This window comes from Brenneria roseae subsp. roseae, from assembly GCF_003115845.1.
GTDB classification, from domain to species: domain Bacteria; phylum Pseudomonadota; class Gammaproteobacteria; order Enterobacterales; family Enterobacteriaceae; genus Brenneria; species Brenneria roseae.
In genome coordinates, this window is sequence record NZ_KZ819022.1 from 330,101 (window position 1) to 345,837 (window position 15,737).

Consider the following 15,737-nt stretch of genomic DNA (forward strand, 5'->3'; position numbering starts at 1 on the left):
CTCCGTGGTCTGGATTCGGGGATGAGGGCTGTGGCCTCGCCCCGATGTTTTTGAGATATCTTGTCTGGTAATGATGTGCGATGTCATCAACCTCGATGTTTACTCTGAACGGGTATGATTAATGCTTTATGGCTACTCCCAACTCATTCTGGATGGCGCGGCCATGACGCTGGAGCTGGCGGTGAGTTCACTGCTGCTGGCGCTGGTCATTGGTCTGATTGGCGCGGGCGCCAAGCTTTCCGCCAGCCGATTGCTATCGGGATTTTTCTCCGGCTATACCACGTTGATCCGCGGCGTGCCTGATTTGGTGCTGATGTTGCTGATCTTTTATGGTTTGCAGATCACGCTGAATACGTTGACGGAAGCGTTGGGCGTCGGTCAGATCGATATCGATCCGATGACGGCGGGGATTATCACGCTGGGGTTCATCTACGGCGCGTATTTCACCGAAACGTTCCGTGGCGCTTTTCTGGCGGTTTCTCCCGGACAAATTGAAGCCGCCGTGGCTTTCGGTTTTTCACCGATGAAAGTGTTTCGCCGGATATTGTTTCCTTCCATGATGCGTTTTGCCTTGCCGGGCATCGGTAATAACTGGCAGGTCATTCTAAAGGCAACGGCATTGGTATCGTTACTGGGCCTCAATGACGTCATCAAGGCCACGCAGCTGGCTGGTAAAGGGGCGCATGAACCCTTTTACTTTGCGATCGTTGCCGCGGCGCTGTATCTGGTTTTTACCACGCTCTCCAACGGAGTGTTGTGGTGGTTGGAAAGACACTACTCGCAGGGAGTCAAAAAAATAAACTATGAGTGAGATCCTGCAACAATATTGGCAACCGCTGCTGTGGAGTGATGGTTACCGTATGACAGGGCTGGCGATGACCCTGTGGCTGCTGATTTCCTCGGTGGTGATGGGCGGTGTGCTGGCGCTTCCTCTGGCGGTGGCGCGTGTTTCGCCGCGGCGACGATTCAGTTTCCCGGTCTGGTTATTTACCTATGTTTTTCGCGGTACGCCGCTCTACGTTCAGCTATTGGTTTTCTATTCTGGCGTTTATAGTCTGGAATTTGTGCGGGGGACCGACCTGTTAAACGCCTTTTTCCGCAGCGGGCTGAATTGCGCCATTCTGGCGCTGGCGTTAAATACCTGTGCTTATACCACCGAGATTTTCGCTGGTGCGATTCGTTCGATTCCTCACGGTGAAATTGAAGCGGCCAGAGCCTATGGTTTCTCACGCTTTAAACAATATCGTTATATCATTTTGCCGGGCGCGCTACGCATTGCGTTGCCGGCTTACAGCAACGAAGTGATTTTGATGCTGCACTCCACCGCGTTGGCGTTTACCGTCACGGTGCCGGATATTCTGAAAATTGCCCGTGATATTAATGCTGCCACCTACCAGCCGTTTTATGCGTTTGGCATCGCGGCAGTGATCTATCTGGTCATTTCTTTTACGTTAATCGGGTTGTTCAAAAAAGCGGAACAGCGCTGGTTGCGTCATCTTCGTATCCGTTCATCTCATTAAAAGCAGGAACAGAGTATGTCGAATAATAAGCTGATGGTAACGGATCTGCATAAACGTTATGGTCAGCATGAAGTGCTGAAAGGCATTTCATTGCAGGCTAAGGCCGGGGACGTTATTTCCATTATCGGATCATCCGGTTCCGGTAAAAGTACGTTGCTGCGCTGCATCAACTTTCTGGAAAAACCCTGTGAAGGGACGATTCACGTCAACGACCAGGAAATCCGGGTGGTGCGCGATAATGATGGTCAGTTGAAAGTGTTTGATAAGAAGCAACTTCAGCTATTACGCACGCGCCTGACCATGGTATTTCAGCACTTTAATCTGTGGAGCTTTATGACCGCGTTGGAAAACGTGATGGAAGCACCGGTGCAGGTATTGGGGTTGAGCAAAGCCGAAGCACGCGCACGCGCTGTTTTCTATCTGGATAAGGTGGGGATTACCGGGGCGGCGCAGGATAAATATCCGGCTAATCTGTCCGGCGGTCAGCAGCAGCGCGTATCAATTGCGCGCGCGCTGGCGATGGAACCGGAAGTGCTGCTATTTGATGAACCGACGTCGGCGCTCGATCCCGAGCTGGTTGGCGAGGTGCTGCGTATTATGCAGCAACTGGCAGAAGAGGGGAAAACGATGGTGGTGGTCACGCATGAAATGGAGTTTGCGCGCCACGTTTCCAGCCATGTAATCTTTCTGCATCAGGGAGTGATTGAAGAGGAAGGGCCGCCGGACGCTGTGTTCGGTAGCCCTAAGAGCCTGCGTTTACAACAGTTCCTGTCCGGCACGTTGAAATAATCCCTGTCTGGCTGCCCTGCGGGTCAGCCAGCGTTCTTCACGGTATCTTTTGGTGTTATCACCTCTTTCAAGGCTTCTTCCAGTTCAAAGAAACGAAAGCCGAACCCTGCGGCCTCAAGCCGGTGCGGTAATGCGCGTTGTCCCCCCAGCACCAGCGTTGACGCTTCTCCCATCAGCAGTTTGATAACGAAACCCGGTACGCGCAGAAAGCCGGGCCGATCCAGTACGTGCGCCAACATGGCTGAAAACTGTTCGTTGCGAACCGGATAGGGCGAAACCATGTTAAATGGCCCGCTAAGTATCGGATTATCCAGCAGATAAAGAATCCCGTTCACCATGTCATCAATATGAATCCACGACATGTATTGTTTTCCCGATCCGATTGGCCCGCCGAGTCCCAACCTGAAAATAGGCAACATCCTGGCCAGTGCGCCGCCTTCCGCAGAAAGCACGATGCCGGTACGCAACAGACAAACGCGGGTTTTGTCGCTTTCCGCGGATTGCGCCAGCGCTTCCCAACGGGCGCACAGATGATGGGTAAACTCATTGGCGGGCGTTTCATCTTCGGCGACCAGTGCCGCGCCCTGATCGCCGTAATAGCCCACGGCGGAACCGGAAATAAACACGGAAGGGGGTTCGCTGCTGGCGTTAATCAGTCTGGCGAGTTGTTCGGTCATGTTCCAGCGGCTCTGGCTCAGGCGCAGTTTTTGCTGTGGCGTCCAGCGCTTGTCGGCAATAGGTTCACCCGCCAGATTAATGACGCCATCGAAACCGTTGAGTGAGGTTTTATTGTTCAACGTGGACCAGTATTCCACCTGGTCGCCCAAAACCTGTCGGGCTCGTTCGGGATCGCGGGTCAAAACGGTGACATGATGAGAAAGCAGTAATAACCGTTGAATCAGATGGCGTCCGATAAGACCGGTTCCACCGGTAATGAGTAATTGCATGTCTGGCCTCGCTTATCCCTTCATTGTGCAGTCAGTTTCTTGACCATGATGACGGGCTTACTCCTTGTGATAACGCATGGTCATGGAGACAGAATCGGCGTATCGCAAGGCAAACAGTTTATCCACTTCTACTTCAGCATAGGTGATCCAGTCATGATCGCTGGCGATATTGAGCACCTCCTGCGTTAATTTCTCCAGCAGCGCGAAGCGGTTCTCCTCAACGTGGCGAATGATATTTTTGGTGATGGTGCGGTAATTTAACGCATCCTCAATATTCTCGCTGTTGCGTGAACGTTCTGCTGGGTAATGGATCACAACGTTAATAACAACATCTTGTTTGTTATTAATCTCTTCTTCTTTGATGCCAATGAACGTGCGTAGTCGCAGGTTTTTTATGCGAATAATGGCGTCAGTATTTCTGTATGACATTCATTAGTCCTCGGTTTTCCTTTTTGACCTGAAGTTGTCACGTTGGCCGTTGTCGCGTATCGGGCTGATTGCAATCCGCGCCCGGCAAAGGATTCGCGCCTCGTCAGGCCCCGGCGCCGCTTGTTGTGCGCATCGGTAACAATACCAGAAGGTAGCGGCAGGCCGGGCACCATGAAGAGGAAATGACTATTCCTCTGCCAATTTATAGGCGCGTTCCGTCGCCGGACGTTCGCTAATGCGCGCATACCAATTTTTCACCGCCGGATAATCATCCAGATCAACACGTTGACGAGCGTAGGGGACAACCCAGGGATAGGTCGCGATATCGGCAATACTGTAGCGATCGCCGGCCAGCCAGGTGTTTCCCTGAAGCTGTTTGTTCAGTACGCGATACAGGCGCTGCGTTTCCTGCTGGTAACGTTCAATGGCGTAGGGCACCGGCTGAGGAGCATAGTGATTGAAATGGTGGTTTTGCCCCAGCATGGGGCCAAACCCCGCCACTTGCCAGAACAGCCATTGCAGGGTTGCGGTACGCTCACGTAAATCTTTACTGAGCAGGACGTCATGTTTTTCAGCCAGATAGAGCAGGATGGCGCCGGATTCAAACAGGTTGATGGCTTTGCCGCCGTCGGCGGGCTGCTGGTCGACAATCGCCGGAATTTTGTTGTTAGGCGAGATGGCAAGAAACTCGGGCCTGAATTGCTCACCCGTACCGATATTCACGCGGTGAAGCTGATAAGGCAGATTGGCTTCTTCAAGGAACAGGGTGATTTTATGGCCGTTGGGTGTAGGGGCGTAATAAAGATCGATCATGAGTGGCATCTCCGTTTCACTTCAGAAAAACATCGTGGCGCTGCGTGACGGTTGAGCACGCCGATGCTCCGTTAAACTTTCGTATTGGATCAAGCGGGTGTTTCTGAAAAGTCGGAAGATTACCCTACCACTTTCCCGCAGGGAAAATAAGCGGCGGTGATGGCAAGTCATTATGATTAACTTGAATGGTTGTGCGGATTGTCGCGCCGGCCTTAACCGAAGGGGGTGGGGTATGACCGGGAATTGGCGTTACATTCGCCTGGTACACCGGTGAAATGCCCTTAAAGCACGCATCAACTGCCGCATTACGGAGCGGAATGTCCCAAAACGGGGCAGCATCCTATCGGGCGGGGGTGGAAAGAATCAATATCTTACCTGCGATGAGCCCTTCTTCTCATCTGGTACACTCTTTGCAATGTCCCCGGATATTATATTGATACAAGGGATGGCAGGATGGAAAACAACAAAGCAGAACCGGGGTTAAAACGGACATTGGGCAGCTTCCACTTGTGGGGCATTGCCGTGGGTCTGGTGATTTCCGGTGAATATTTTGGCTGGAGTTACGGTTGGGCGCAGGCTGGCACATTAGGCTTCCTGATTACGGCGCTGGCGATTGCCGCGATGTATTGTGCGTTTATTTTCAGCTTCACCGAACTGAGCACCTCGATTCCACACGCAGGCGGACCGTTTGCCTACGCCTATCGCGCGTTTGGCCCGACCGGAGGGTTTATCGCCGGGTTTGCCACGCTGATTGAATTTGTGTTTGCACCCCCCGCCATTTCAATGGCTATCGGCGCCTATCTGAATGTGCAGTTCCCGTCGCTGGATCCGAAATGGGTGGCGGTCAGTGCTTATCTGATATTCATGGGACTCAACATTCTTGGTGTAGGCATTGCCGCGACGTTTGAACTGTTGGTCACGCTGTTGGCCATATTCGAGTTGCTGGTGTTCATGGGCGTGGTTGCCCCGGGCTTTGAATGGGGCAACTTCATCAGCGGCGGCTGGGCCGGTTCTGACGTATTCAGCTCGGTGGCGATATCCGGCATTTTTGCCGCCATTCCCTTTGCTATCTGGTTCTTTCTGGCGATAGAAGGGGCCGCGATGGCGGCTGAAGAAGCCAAGGATCCCCGCCGTACCATCCCTCGCGCCTTCATCTGCGGTATTCTGACCTTAACGATGTTGGCCATTGGCGTGATGCTGTTTGCAGGGGGCGTGGGTGACTGGCGTCAACTGTCTAACATCAACGACCCGTTGCCTCAGGCGATGAAGCTGATCGTCGGCAGTAACAGCGGCTGGCTGCATATGCTGGTATGGCTTGGACTATTTGGTCTGGTGGCGTCTTTCCACGGCATTATTATGGGATATTCCCGCCAGATTTTTGCGCTGGCCCGTGCCGGCTATCTGCCTAAACCACTGGCCCGTGTGCATACCCGTTTCCGCACTCCGCACCGCGCTATTCTGGCCGGGGGCGTTGTCGGTATCGCCGCAATCTTCTCTGATTCGCTGGTGACTATCGGCGGTCAGCCGTTAACCGCCAACATTGTGACAATGTCGGTATTCGGTGCCATTGTTATGTATATCACGTCAATGGCGTCGCTTTTCAAATTGCGTCGTAGCGAACCGGAACTGGCGCGTCCGTTCCGTGCGCCGTGGTATCCGTTTGCGCCGGCGTTTGCGCTGGTGATGGCGGTGATTTGTCTGGCTGCGATGGTGTATTACAACACGCTGCTGGCCATGATTTTTGCGGTCATGATGCTGCTGGGCTATGGCTGGTTTCGTCTGACCAGCACGTCGCGCGATGCCGCGGTGTTTGACCCGCAGTTGACGGTTTCCAAGTAGCGAACGTTTTCATATCATCAAAAATGACGGCCCGCTATCTGCATGCGGGCTGTTACCACATAATGATCGAGGCGAATGGATGTATCAGACAACGCTGAGTCACCGCAGCTATCGTTTTCACGATTTGCGTGAGCTGATGGCGAAAGCGTCACCCGCCCGTTCCGGTGATTTTCTGGCGGGCGTGGCGGCGCAAAGCGCAGAAGAACGAATGGCGGCCCGCATGGCGCTGGCGGATTTGCCGCTGAAGGCCTTTTTGCAGCAGGCGCTGATTCCTTATGAACAGGATGAAGTCACGCGGCTGATTGTCGATTCGCACGATGATGCGGCGTTTGCGCCTATTTCTCACCTGACCGTCGGGGATTTCCGCGACTGGCTGTTAAGCGAACGAACGGACAGCGCACTACTGGCCCGGATCGCTAAAGGGATTACGCCGGAAATGGCGGCCGCAGTCAGTAAGCTTATGCGTAATCAGGATCTGATTCTGGCGGCGAAGAAATGCCGGGTTATTACGAAGTTTCGTAATACGCTTGGATTAGCGGGCCATATCAGCGTGCGCTTGCAGCCCAATCATCCGACGGACGATTTGAAAGGCATCGCGGCCAGTATGCTCGACGGGCTGCTGTATGGAAGCGGTGATGCCATGGTGGGGATCAATCCGGCCAGCGACAGTTTGCCGCTGCTGGAAAAACTGAATTACATGCTGGACGATGTGATCAGCCGTTTTGACATTCCGACGCAGTCCTGTGTGTTGACACACGTCACCAATACGCTGCAACTGATGGAGCGCGGCGCGCCGGTTGATCTGGTTTTTCAATCCATTGCCGGTACTGAAGCAACCAATAGCAGTTTTGGCTTTAATCTGGCGACGTTGGAAGAGGCGCATCAGGCGGCGTTAAGCCTGAAACGCGGTACGCTGGGCAACAACGTGATGTATTTTGAAACCGGGCAGGGGAGCTGTTTGTCAGCCAACGCGAATCACGGCGTCGATCAGCAAACCTGTGAAGCGCGCGCCTATGCGGTTGCCCGGCGTTTCTCTCCGTTTCTGGTGAATACGGTCGTGGGCTTTATCGGCCCGGAATACCTGTATGACGGTAAACAAATTATCCGGGCCGGTCTGGAAGATCATTTTTGCGGCAAGCTGATGGGCGTCCCGCTGGGATGCGATGTGTGTTATACCAACCACGCCGAGGCCGATCAGGATGACATGGATACCTTGTTGACGTTGCTCGCCAATGCCGGGCTGACCTTTCTGATGGGGGTTCCGGGCGCGGATGACATCATGCTGAACTACCAGAGCACTTCTTTTCACGATGCGCTTTATGTCCGTGAGCTGTTGGGACTTAAACATGCCCCAGAATTTGGTGAGTGGCTGGAGAAAATGCGCATCATTGATGCGCAGGGGCGTTTGTGTGATACCAGCAGTCAGCATCCGCTGTTGCAGCATCAGCCCTATCTGGAGGGAAGCCTATGAGTCGGGTGATCCACGACAACCCCTGGGAGACGTTACGTGAGTTTACGGGGGCGCGCATTGCGCTGGGGCGTACCGGCGCGAGCCTGCCGACCCGTGAACTGTTGAAATTCGGCATGGCTCATGCGCAGGCGAGGGATGCCGTTCATCAGGTTTTTGATAGCGAAGCGCTGGCGAATGCATTGGAAAATGCCGGATTGAAAACGCTGACGGTTCACAGTGCGGCGCAAACGCGGGAACAGTATCTGTGCCGGCCCGACTTAGGCCGCCGGTTGTCTGAATCGAGTCGAACGCTGCTGATGAACTCATCAGTCCGGCAGGCCGATTTGCTGCTGGTGATTGGCGATGGATTGTCTTCCAAAGCGGTGCATCGGCAGGCAGTACCATTAGTTTTAGCGTTACAGCCGTATCTCGAACTGCTGGGCTTGTCTTTGGCACCTATCGTATTAGCTCATCAGTCCCGCGTCGCACTGGGTGATGATATCGGTGAATGCATTCAGGCCAAAGCGGTTGCGATCCTGATTGGCGAGCGCCCCGGCTTATCGTCGCCGGACAGTCTGAGCGTCTACATGACCTGGGGACCGCATACCCGGCGGCTTGAATCAGAGCGTAACTGTATCTCGAATATTCGCCCTGAGGGGCTGGATTATCCTCTGGCGGCATTCAAGCTGGCCTGGCTGCTGGAACAATCTTTCCAGCGTCGTTTGTCGGGCGTTCAACTCAAAGATGAAAGTGATAATCCGGCGTTGCACGGACGGATTACGCCACCCCCATCCTTGCTGATGTCGCGTTAATGACCGGCTGTCGCCATACGTTTGATATCGGATACACATTACGTCGTTATTAATACCGAATTCATACTAAGGTCGATGGTACAACTTTGTTAAACTAGATCCCGATTGTTTGGATGGCGATTGTTTTGATAACAATAGTTTTGATAACAATTGCTTTGATGACAATACGTTGACGACGACACGCGGGGGATAAAACGATGAAGTTGATGTTTGCATCTGACCTACATGGCTCTTTGAGTGCGACAGAACGGGTGCTGAGCCTATTTGAGCAAAGCGGCGCGACTTGGCTGATTCTATTAGGGGATTTTCTGAATCATGGGCCGCGGAATCCGTTGCCGGACAACTACCAGCCTGTGGAAGTGGCGGCCTGTCTGAATGCCTATGCCAAACGGATTATCGCGGTGCGCGGGAATTGCGATAGTGAGGTGGACCAGATGCTGCTGAGTTTTCCTATCACCGCGCCTTGGCAACATGTGCTATTGCCGAAAAATCGCCTTTTCCTGACGCACGGTCACCTCTATCATCCTGACAACTTACCACCGTTAAACGTCGGCGATGTACTGGTTTATGGACATACTCATATTCCGGTCGCCGCACAGCGGGGGGATATTTACCATTTTAATCCGGGTTCGGTCAGCCTGCCTAAAGGCGGCTATCCGGCTAGCTATGGAACGCTGGAAGACGATGTTCTGCGCGTTCTTCCTTTGTCTGATGGTGAGCCTATTGCGCAGGTGACCATTAGGCACTAATTTATTTGTGATTACACAGTTAGTGAAGTCTACTATTTAAACAGATACGCGTTGCAACGCGTCAATACTAAAGGGTTTCAAAGGATGGCGGAACAAAGTCAGTCAGCAGACACAGAGTGGGTAGATATCGTCAATGAAAACAATGAGGTAATCGCTCAGTCCAGTCGTCAGCAGATGCGTGCCCAGAGTCTTCGTCATCGAGCTACCTACATTGTTGTGCATGATGGCATGGGCAAGATTCTGGTTCAGCGTCGTACCGAAAGCAAAGATTTCTATCCAGGGTGGTTAGATGCAACGGCGGGAGGAGTCGTGCAAAGCGGAGAGCAGATGCTTGAGTCCGCGCGTCGCGAAGCTGAAGAAGAGCTCGGTATTGCCGGTGTCCCGTTCGCTGAACATGGCCTGTTTTATTATGAAGCAGAGAACTGTCGCGTATGGGGAGGGCTTTTTAGCTGTGTTACGCATGGACCTTTTGCGTTGCAGGAAGCTGAAATTGATGAAGTCAGCTGGTTGTCGCCGGAAGAAATTACCGCGCGCTGTGATGAGTTTACGCCTGATTCACTCAAAGCCTTGTCGCTGTGGTTAACGCGCTACAATGACCAAAACTACGGTAAACCGCTGGCGCGTGACAACAGTGTCAACAACGACAGCCAGAGCCGCGCTGAAGACGGTGGCTTCATTGAACTGGAGAAGTGAGGTTTTCTGTTCGCCGTTATCCCCGTGAAAACGGGGATAACGCTGATAGTCAAGGCGTTGAAATTAAGTCAGCCCGTGGGATTAACGGACAATAATACCCAGCAGAATGCCCAGCGCACCGAAGTCCGCATCACTGAATGTGGTGTTGGCAAAACCGATTTCGCCCAGCACCGGCAGCAGGAACACCGGCAGAAAGGTGATTAGCAGACCCTGAGCAAAAGCGCCCAGAATCGCCCCGCGCCGACCACCGGTCGCATTACCAAATACGCCTGCGGCGGCGCCGACGAAAAAGTGCGGAACGACACCGGGAATAATCACCGTCATATTGAGCAGATACAGCGCGAACATACCGAGAATACCCGCGGCAAAGCTGCTGAGAAAACCGACCAATACCGCGTTTGGCGCATAGGGAAACACGATCGGGCAATCAAGCGCCGGTTTGGCATTGGGCACCAGTTTGTCAGAGATGCCTTTAAAAGCCGGGACGATTTCGGCAATTACCATTCGTACACCCTGTAAAATGATGTAGACGCCCGCAGCAAAGGTAATCGACTGGATAATCGAGAACATCAGCCAGTTCTTGCCGCCACTAATGCTCTTGACGAATTCCGGTCCGGCGAACAGACAGGTAATAATGAAGATAATGCTCATGGTGAACGCGATCGCGACCGGCGTATCCCGCAGAAACAGCAGGCTTTTCGGTACGTTCATATCTTCAGTTGAATGCGCTTTGTTGCCAAACCGGCTGCCGATGAAGCCAGCCAGTACGTACGATAATGTTGAAAAATGGCCGATCGCCACTTCGTCGGAACCGGTGACTTTTTTCATGTACGGGTGAGCAATCGCCGGGAAAAAAACCATCGCCGTGCCAGTGACCAGTGAACCAATGGCAATCAGCGCCACGCCGGAGATGCCTGCGGTAGCCAGAATAACCGCCACCATCATCGACATGAATAGCGTGTGATGTCCGGTAAGGAAGATGAACTTCCAGGGAGTGAAACGGGCGATCAGAATGTTAATTACCATGGCGAAGAACATGATCATCGCCATCTCTCTACCAAAACTTTTCTGCGCTACCGAAACAATCGCCTCATTGTTTGGCACGACGCCCTGAATACCAAACGCGTGCTGAAAGATGTTGGCAAAATCGCCCAACGAGGCGACAACCAGACCTGCGCCCGCGCCGAGTATGATAAAACCCATGATGGTTTTGACCGTGCCTTTAATGCATTCGGTAACGGGTTTTTTCTGGGCGACAAGACCAATCAATGCAATCAGACCGACCAGAATCGACGGTTCGGACAGCACGTCACTCATCAAAAAATGAAAGAAATCCATACTGACCTCCGGTTACAGGGCGCCTAGTTCGGTAAGCGCAATGGACAAACGTTCTTTCATGGCGTTTTTGTCGATCATGTTATCGAGCGAAACGATTTTTCCGTTGACGGACTGCGCAATTAGCTGTTCCGCTATGTCTTTGGTGCCGACAAAAATATCGCTTTGCGTGCCTTTGGCCGAACCCAGATCCACGTGATCAACCTCGGCACTGACGCCCAGATCCCGGATGATGGTTTTAATGCTCATTTCCATCATCAGGCTGGTACCTAAACCGTTACCGCATACGACTGTGATTTTCATTTATTTACTCCGGGGCAGGTAATTAATAGCGCTCAATAATCGCAATAACATCTTGCGGGGTGTTGGCTTGCATGATGGCGGCAATATCATCGCTGTTGTCAAATAATGCCGCCAGCTGTGAAATGGTGTCGATATGGCTGTTACTGTCGGAAGCGGCCAACACCACCAGCAGCTTAACGGGATCGTTTTCGCCAGCCGAAAAATTAACGCCGTTGCGGATTACCGTCAGACTCAATGCCAGACGATTCACGCCTTCTTCCGGACGCGCGTGCGGCATGGCGATGCCGGGACCAATGACGTAATACGGGCCTATCGCCTGGTGTGAGCGATAGATGGCGTCCAGATAACGGGGTTCGATAGCGTGATTGTCGATGAGCGGCCGACAGGAAACGGCCACGGCGTTCCGCCAGTCATCGACGCTGTCAATCAGTTGGATCACATCCGGCGTTAACAGATCTTTTAACATTTATTTTGCTCTCTCTTTACGTCATGCCGCAGAGCGTAGCCGCTTTATACCGCGATTGATGAGATGTTTATCACATTTGGTAGCGCTAACCGATAGCGCTACCAAATTATGTGATAACGATATCATTAACAATGCGATGATCTTTGATGATGTATCTCTGCGGCGGTTATAATAGCTATATATGTCATCTACCCGTTTAGGGTGTGGCGGGGCTCTATGACGGAAGCAGGGAATACCAGAATGGAAAAATTGCGTAAACGCCGCACGACCGGACGGGTTACCCTTCAAGATGTGGCGAATTACGTCGGTGTTGGCATGATGACCGTTTCGCGTGCGCTGAGAACGCCAGAACAGGTATCGGATAAGCTGCGTGAAAAAATAGAGCAGGCGGTGGAATCGTTGGGGTACATTCCAAACCGCGCGGCGGGGGCGTTGGCTTCCGGGCACAGTAATACCGTCGCTGTGCTGATCCCTTCTCTGACCAATCAGGCCGGTTCGCTGTTTATGCAATCATTGCAACTGGCGCTCAATCGCAATAATTACCAACTGCTGTTGGGTTGTCATGATTATAACCAGCAGAAAGAAGCCAGCATTCTCGGCACGTTACTACAGAATAACCCCGATGCGCTGGTCGTATTTAGATCGCAGCTTGCCGACAGCACCTGGCAGTTCATTGAACGGGCTTCCGTACCAACCCTGAATATTGTCGGAGCCGGCAACCCGAATGCCAGACTGACCCTCAGCGTCGATTTTTCTGCCGCTGCGGAAGAGCTAACCCGGCATTTACTGGCGCGGGGGTATAAGAATATCGGCTACGTCTGTGCGCATATGGATAATCGCCTGCAAAAACAGCAGTTGAACGGCTGGCATAAAGCCATGCTGCAAGGCTATCAGAATGCCGATCTGGTCGTGGCGACGCCTGACGCATCCAGCATGCAGTTTGGCCGCCATGCCCTGATGGAACTGCTGCTCAGACAGCCGGAGCTGGATGCGCTGGTCTGCAGCCATGAAGATATTGCGCTCGGGCTGTTGTTCGAGTGTCAGCGCCGGTTGATCAAGGTGCCCGGAAATCTGGCGATAGCCTGTCTGGACGGTAGCGAGAACAGCGATCAAACCTATCCGGTATTGACTTCAGTGAGGGTAGATTATGCAAAAATGGGGCGTGAAACGGGCAAGCTACTGATATCCATGCTTAAGAAAGGAGTGGAAGAACCAATCAGTCTTCCTTTCAGCTATCGGTTTGAACCGGGAGGAAGCAGTTAATATCCCAGGTAAATATGCATGGCTGACGGCGTCGTCAAAGCAAAGCGCAACACACGCTATGTACAACATAACCGGTGGATTTGTCAGTAAGCGCAATGATTGCGCATGCATAAAAAAATCCCCGCTTGCGCGGGGATCGGTATGTGGCAGACGGAGAATTAAAGCTGGGTTGCCTGAATCGCCGTCAGGGCAACGGTGTAAACGATGTCGTCTACCAGTGCGCCACGTGACAGATCGTTGACCGGTTTGCGCATACCCTGCAACATCGGCCCGATGGAGATCAGGTCTGCTGAACGCTGTACCGCTTTATAAGTGGTGTTACCGGTGTTCAGATCGGGGAAGATAAACACGGTGGCTTTACCTGCAACCGGAGAGTTCGGCGCTTTGGATTTCGCCACGTCGGCCATGATGGCGGCGTCATATTGCAGCGGACCGTCGATGACCAGATCCGGGCGTTTTTCCTGAGCCAGACGAGTTGCTTCACGAACTTTTTCCACATCGCTACCGGCACCGGAATTACCCGTAGAGTAGGAAATCATCGCAACGCGTGGGTCGATGCCGAAAGCAGTGGCGGAATCGGCAGACTGGATCGCGATTTCAGCCAGTTGTTCAGCGGTTGGGTCCGGGTTGATGGCGCAGTCGCCGTAAACCAGAACCTGCTCAGGCAGTAGCATGAAGAACACGGAAGAAACCAGAGAACTGCCCGGCGCGGTTTTGATCAACTGCAACGGCGGACGGATGGTGTTAGCGGTGGTATGAACCGCGCCGGAAACCAGACCGTCAACTTCGCCCTGTTCCAGCATCAGTGTACCCAGGACGACGTTGTCTTCCAGTTGCTCACGCGCAACCACTTCGGTCATGCCTTTGCTCTTGCGCAGTTCAACCAGACGTGGAACATAACGTTCGCGCACGGCAACCGGATCGACGATTTCAATACCTTTACCTAATTCTACGCCCTGAGCGGCAGCGACGCGCTGGATCTCTTCCGGGTTCCCCAACAGAACGCAGTGAGCGATACCACGTTCGGCACAGATAGAGGCGGCTTTAACAGTACGCGGTTCATCACCTTCTGGCAGAACGATACGCTTGCCGGCTTTACGCGCCAGTTCGGTCAACTGATAACGGAACGCAGGTGGCGACAGGCGGCGTGAACGTTCGGATTCGGCGCTCAGCGAGTCAATCCACTGGGTATCGATGTGGCGAGCCACGTATTCCTGAACTTTTTCCACGCGCTGGTGATCGTCTGCCGGCACTTCAAGATTGAAGCTTTGCAGGCTGAGCGAGGTCTGCCAGGTATTGGTTTTAACCATAAAGACAGGCAGTCCGGTCTGGAAAGCGCGTTCGCACAGTTTGCTGATGCTCGGGTCCATTTCGTAGCCGCCGGTCAGCAGCAGGGCGCCGATTTCCACGCCGTTCATTGCGGCCAGACAGGCGGCAACCAGTACGTCAGGGCGGTCTGCGGAGGTGACCAGCAGTGAGCCTGGACGGAAATGCTCCAGCATATGAGGAATGCTGCGCGCGCAGAACGTCACGGATTTCACGCGGCGAGTCTGAATATCGCCTTCGTTGATGATACGGGCATTCAGGTGTTTGGCCATATCGATTGCACGGGTGGCAATCAGCTCAAAGCTCCACGGAATGCAACCCAGTACCGGCAACGGGCTATTGGCAAACAGGAGTTTCGGATCGATATTGGTAACGCTGGCTTTGCTGGAATCATCAAAGATTTCAGACAGGTCAGGACGCGTACGACCTTGATCATCCACCGGGGCGTTCAGTTTGTTGATGATCACGCCGGTGATGTTTTTATTCTTGCTGCCGCCGAAGCTGGAACGGGCCAGTTCGATACGTTCTTTCAACTGTGCGGGCGAGTCGTTGCCCAGCGCCAGTACGAAAACGATTTCCGCGTTCAGCGTTTTTGCGATTTCATAATTCAGCGCGTTGGCGAACTGATGTTTGCGGGTCGGAACCAAACCTTCGACCAGCACCACTTCCGCATCTTTGGTGTTTTCATGGTAGCGGGCAATGATGTCTTCCATCAGCACGTCCTGCTGGTTGGAACTCAGCAGCGCTTCAACACGGTTCATCTGCAACGGTTCTGCTGCATTGATGGAGGAGTTGGCGCGAATGATGGTCGTGGTCTGGTCTGGCGTATTGTCGCCAGTGCGAGGCTGAGCGATAGGTTTGAACACGCTCAGGCGGACGCCTTTTTGTTCCATGGAACGGATGACACCCAGGCTGACGCTAGTCAGACCAACGCTGGTGCCAGTTGGGATCAACATGATTGTACGGGACACGGCTAAACCTCTTGACGGTTGCTCGTTAGTCA

Annotated in this window: 16 protein-coding genes; 9 read left to right on the forward strand and 7 right to left on the reverse strand. The window is 53.1% G+C overall.

The window, feature by feature from the left end:
* Window positions 1-121 precede the first annotated feature (121 nt).
* The 3 genes from hisQ to hisP are packed head-to-tail and all read left to right on the forward strand — an operon-like array spanning window position 122 to window position 2,309.
* Window positions 122-811, forward strand: a complete 690-nt coding sequence (gene hisQ / locus DDT52_RS01550; RefSeq protein WP_136154798.1) for a histidine ABC transporter permease HisQ — start codon at window positions 122-124, stop codon at window positions 809-811.
* The gene (locus DDT52_RS01555; RefSeq protein ID WP_136154799.1) at window positions 804-1,520 is read left to right on the forward strand and encodes an ABC transporter permease; all 717 of its coding nucleotides are present in this window, start codon (window positions 804-806) and stop codon (window positions 1,518-1,520) included. The genes hisQ and DDT52_RS01555 overlap by 8 nt, the downstream gene beginning before the upstream one ends.
* Window positions 1,521-1,535: 15 nt before the next feature.
* Entirely contained in the window at window positions 1,536-2,309 is a 774-nt protein-coding gene (gene hisP, locus DDT52_RS01560) for a histidine ABC transporter ATP-binding protein HisP (RefSeq protein WP_136154800.1), read from the forward strand.
* Window positions 2,310-2,332: 23 nt separating this feature from the next.
* On the opposite strand, the gene DDT52_RS01565 is transcribed toward hisP, so the two are convergent.
* The 3 genes from DDT52_RS01565 to yfcG form a co-directional block, all read right to left on the reverse strand.
* The gene (locus tag DDT52_RS01565; RefSeq protein WP_136154801.1) at window positions 2,333-3,256 is read right to left on the reverse strand and encodes a TIGR01777 family oxidoreductase; all 924 of its coding nucleotides are present in this window, start codon (window positions 3,254-3,256) and stop codon (window positions 2,333-2,335) included.
* A 57-nt stretch (window positions 3,257-3,313) separates the two neighbouring features.
* The gene (gene folX, locus DDT52_RS01570) at window positions 3,314-3,685 is read right to left on the reverse strand and encodes a dihydroneopterin triphosphate 2'-epimerase (protein ID WP_109055626.1); all 372 of its coding nucleotides are present in this window, start codon (window positions 3,683-3,685) and stop codon (window positions 3,314-3,316) included.
* 186 nt (window positions 3,686-3,871) lie between these two features.
* Window positions 3,872-4,498 (reverse strand): GSH-dependent disulfide bond oxidoreductase, encoded by a 627-nt coding sequence (gene yfcG / locus DDT52_RS01575; RefSeq protein WP_136154802.1) that lies wholly within the window; start codon window positions 4,496-4,498, stop codon window positions 3,872-3,874.
* 453 nt (window positions 4,499-4,951) lie between these two features.
* On the opposite strand from yfcG, the gene eat reads away from it, so the two are divergent.
* The 5 genes from eat to yfcD all read left to right on the forward strand — a co-directional run bounded on the left by eat (window position 4,952) and on the right by yfcD (window position 10,041).
* Entirely contained in the window at window positions 4,952-6,337 is a 1,386-nt protein-coding gene (eat, locus tag DDT52_RS01580; protein WP_136154803.1) for an ethanolamine permease, read from the forward strand.
* 79 nt (window positions 6,338-6,416) lie between these two features.
* The gene (locus DDT52_RS01585; RefSeq protein WP_136154804.1) at window positions 6,417-7,808 is read left to right on the forward strand and encodes an ethanolamine ammonia-lyase subunit EutB; all 1,392 of its coding nucleotides are present in this window, start codon (window positions 6,417-6,419) and stop codon (window positions 7,806-7,808) included.
* Window positions 7,805-8,599, forward strand: a complete 795-nt coding sequence (gene eutC / locus DDT52_RS01590; protein WP_136154805.1) for an ethanolamine ammonia-lyase subunit EutC — start codon at window positions 7,805-7,807, stop codon at window positions 8,597-8,599. The genes DDT52_RS01585 and eutC overlap by 4 nt, the downstream gene beginning before the upstream one ends.
* A gap of 197 nt (window positions 8,600-8,796) precedes the next feature.
* Window positions 8,797-9,348 (forward strand): phosphodiesterase, encoded by a 552-nt coding sequence (gene yfcE, locus DDT52_RS01595; protein ID WP_136154806.1) that lies wholly within the window; start codon window positions 8,797-8,799, stop codon window positions 9,346-9,348.
* A gap of 84 nt (window positions 9,349-9,432) precedes the next feature.
* A complete protein-coding gene (gene yfcD, locus DDT52_RS01600) occupies window positions 9,433-10,041 on the forward strand; it encodes an NUDIX hydrolase YfcD (RefSeq protein ID WP_109055632.1) in 609 nt (202 codons plus the stop codon).
* 81 nt (window positions 10,042-10,122) lie between these two features.
* Here the strand turns inward: yfcD and ulaA are convergent, their stop codons facing one another.
* Genes ulaA through DDT52_RS01615 form a run of 3 tightly spaced genes read right to left on the reverse strand, consistent with a single transcriptional unit; the run spans window position 10,123 to window position 12,145 of the window.
* Window positions 10,123-11,379: a PTS ascorbate transporter subunit IIC gene (gene ulaA, locus DDT52_RS01605; RefSeq protein WP_048638092.1), complete on the reverse strand. Its 1,257-nt coding sequence runs from the start codon at window positions 11,377-11,379 to the stop codon at window positions 10,123-10,125.
* Window positions 11,380-11,391: 12 nt separating this feature from the next.
* Window positions 11,392-11,679, reverse strand: coding sequence for a PTS sugar transporter subunit IIB (locus DDT52_RS01610; protein ID WP_136154807.1), 288 nt, complete (start codon window positions 11,677-11,679; stop codon window positions 11,392-11,394).
* A gap of 22 nt (window positions 11,680-11,701) precedes the next feature.
* Complete coding sequence (locus tag DDT52_RS01615; RefSeq protein ID WP_136154808.1) at window positions 11,702-12,145, reverse strand: PTS sugar transporter subunit IIA; 444 nt, start codon at window positions 12,143-12,145, stop codon at window positions 11,702-11,704.
* A 240-nt stretch (window positions 12,146-12,385) separates the two neighbouring features.
* On the opposite strand from DDT52_RS01615, the gene DDT52_RS01620 reads away from it, so the two are divergent.
* Window positions 12,386-13,408 carry a LacI family DNA-binding transcriptional regulator gene (locus DDT52_RS01620; RefSeq protein ID WP_048638095.1) on the forward strand — a complete coding sequence of 341 codons (1,023 nt, stop codon included), beginning with the start codon at window positions 12,386-12,388 and terminating at the stop codon, window positions 13,406-13,408.
* Window positions 13,409-13,566: 158 nt separating this feature from the next.
* Here DDT52_RS01620 and pta read toward each other — a convergent pair whose 3' ends face one another.
* The gene (gene pta, locus DDT52_RS01625) at window positions 13,567-15,690 is read right to left on the reverse strand and encodes a phosphate acetyltransferase (protein ID WP_210732658.1); all 2,124 of its coding nucleotides are present in this window, start codon (window positions 15,688-15,690) and stop codon (window positions 13,567-13,569) included.
* Window positions 15,691-15,737: the final 47 nt, after the last annotated feature.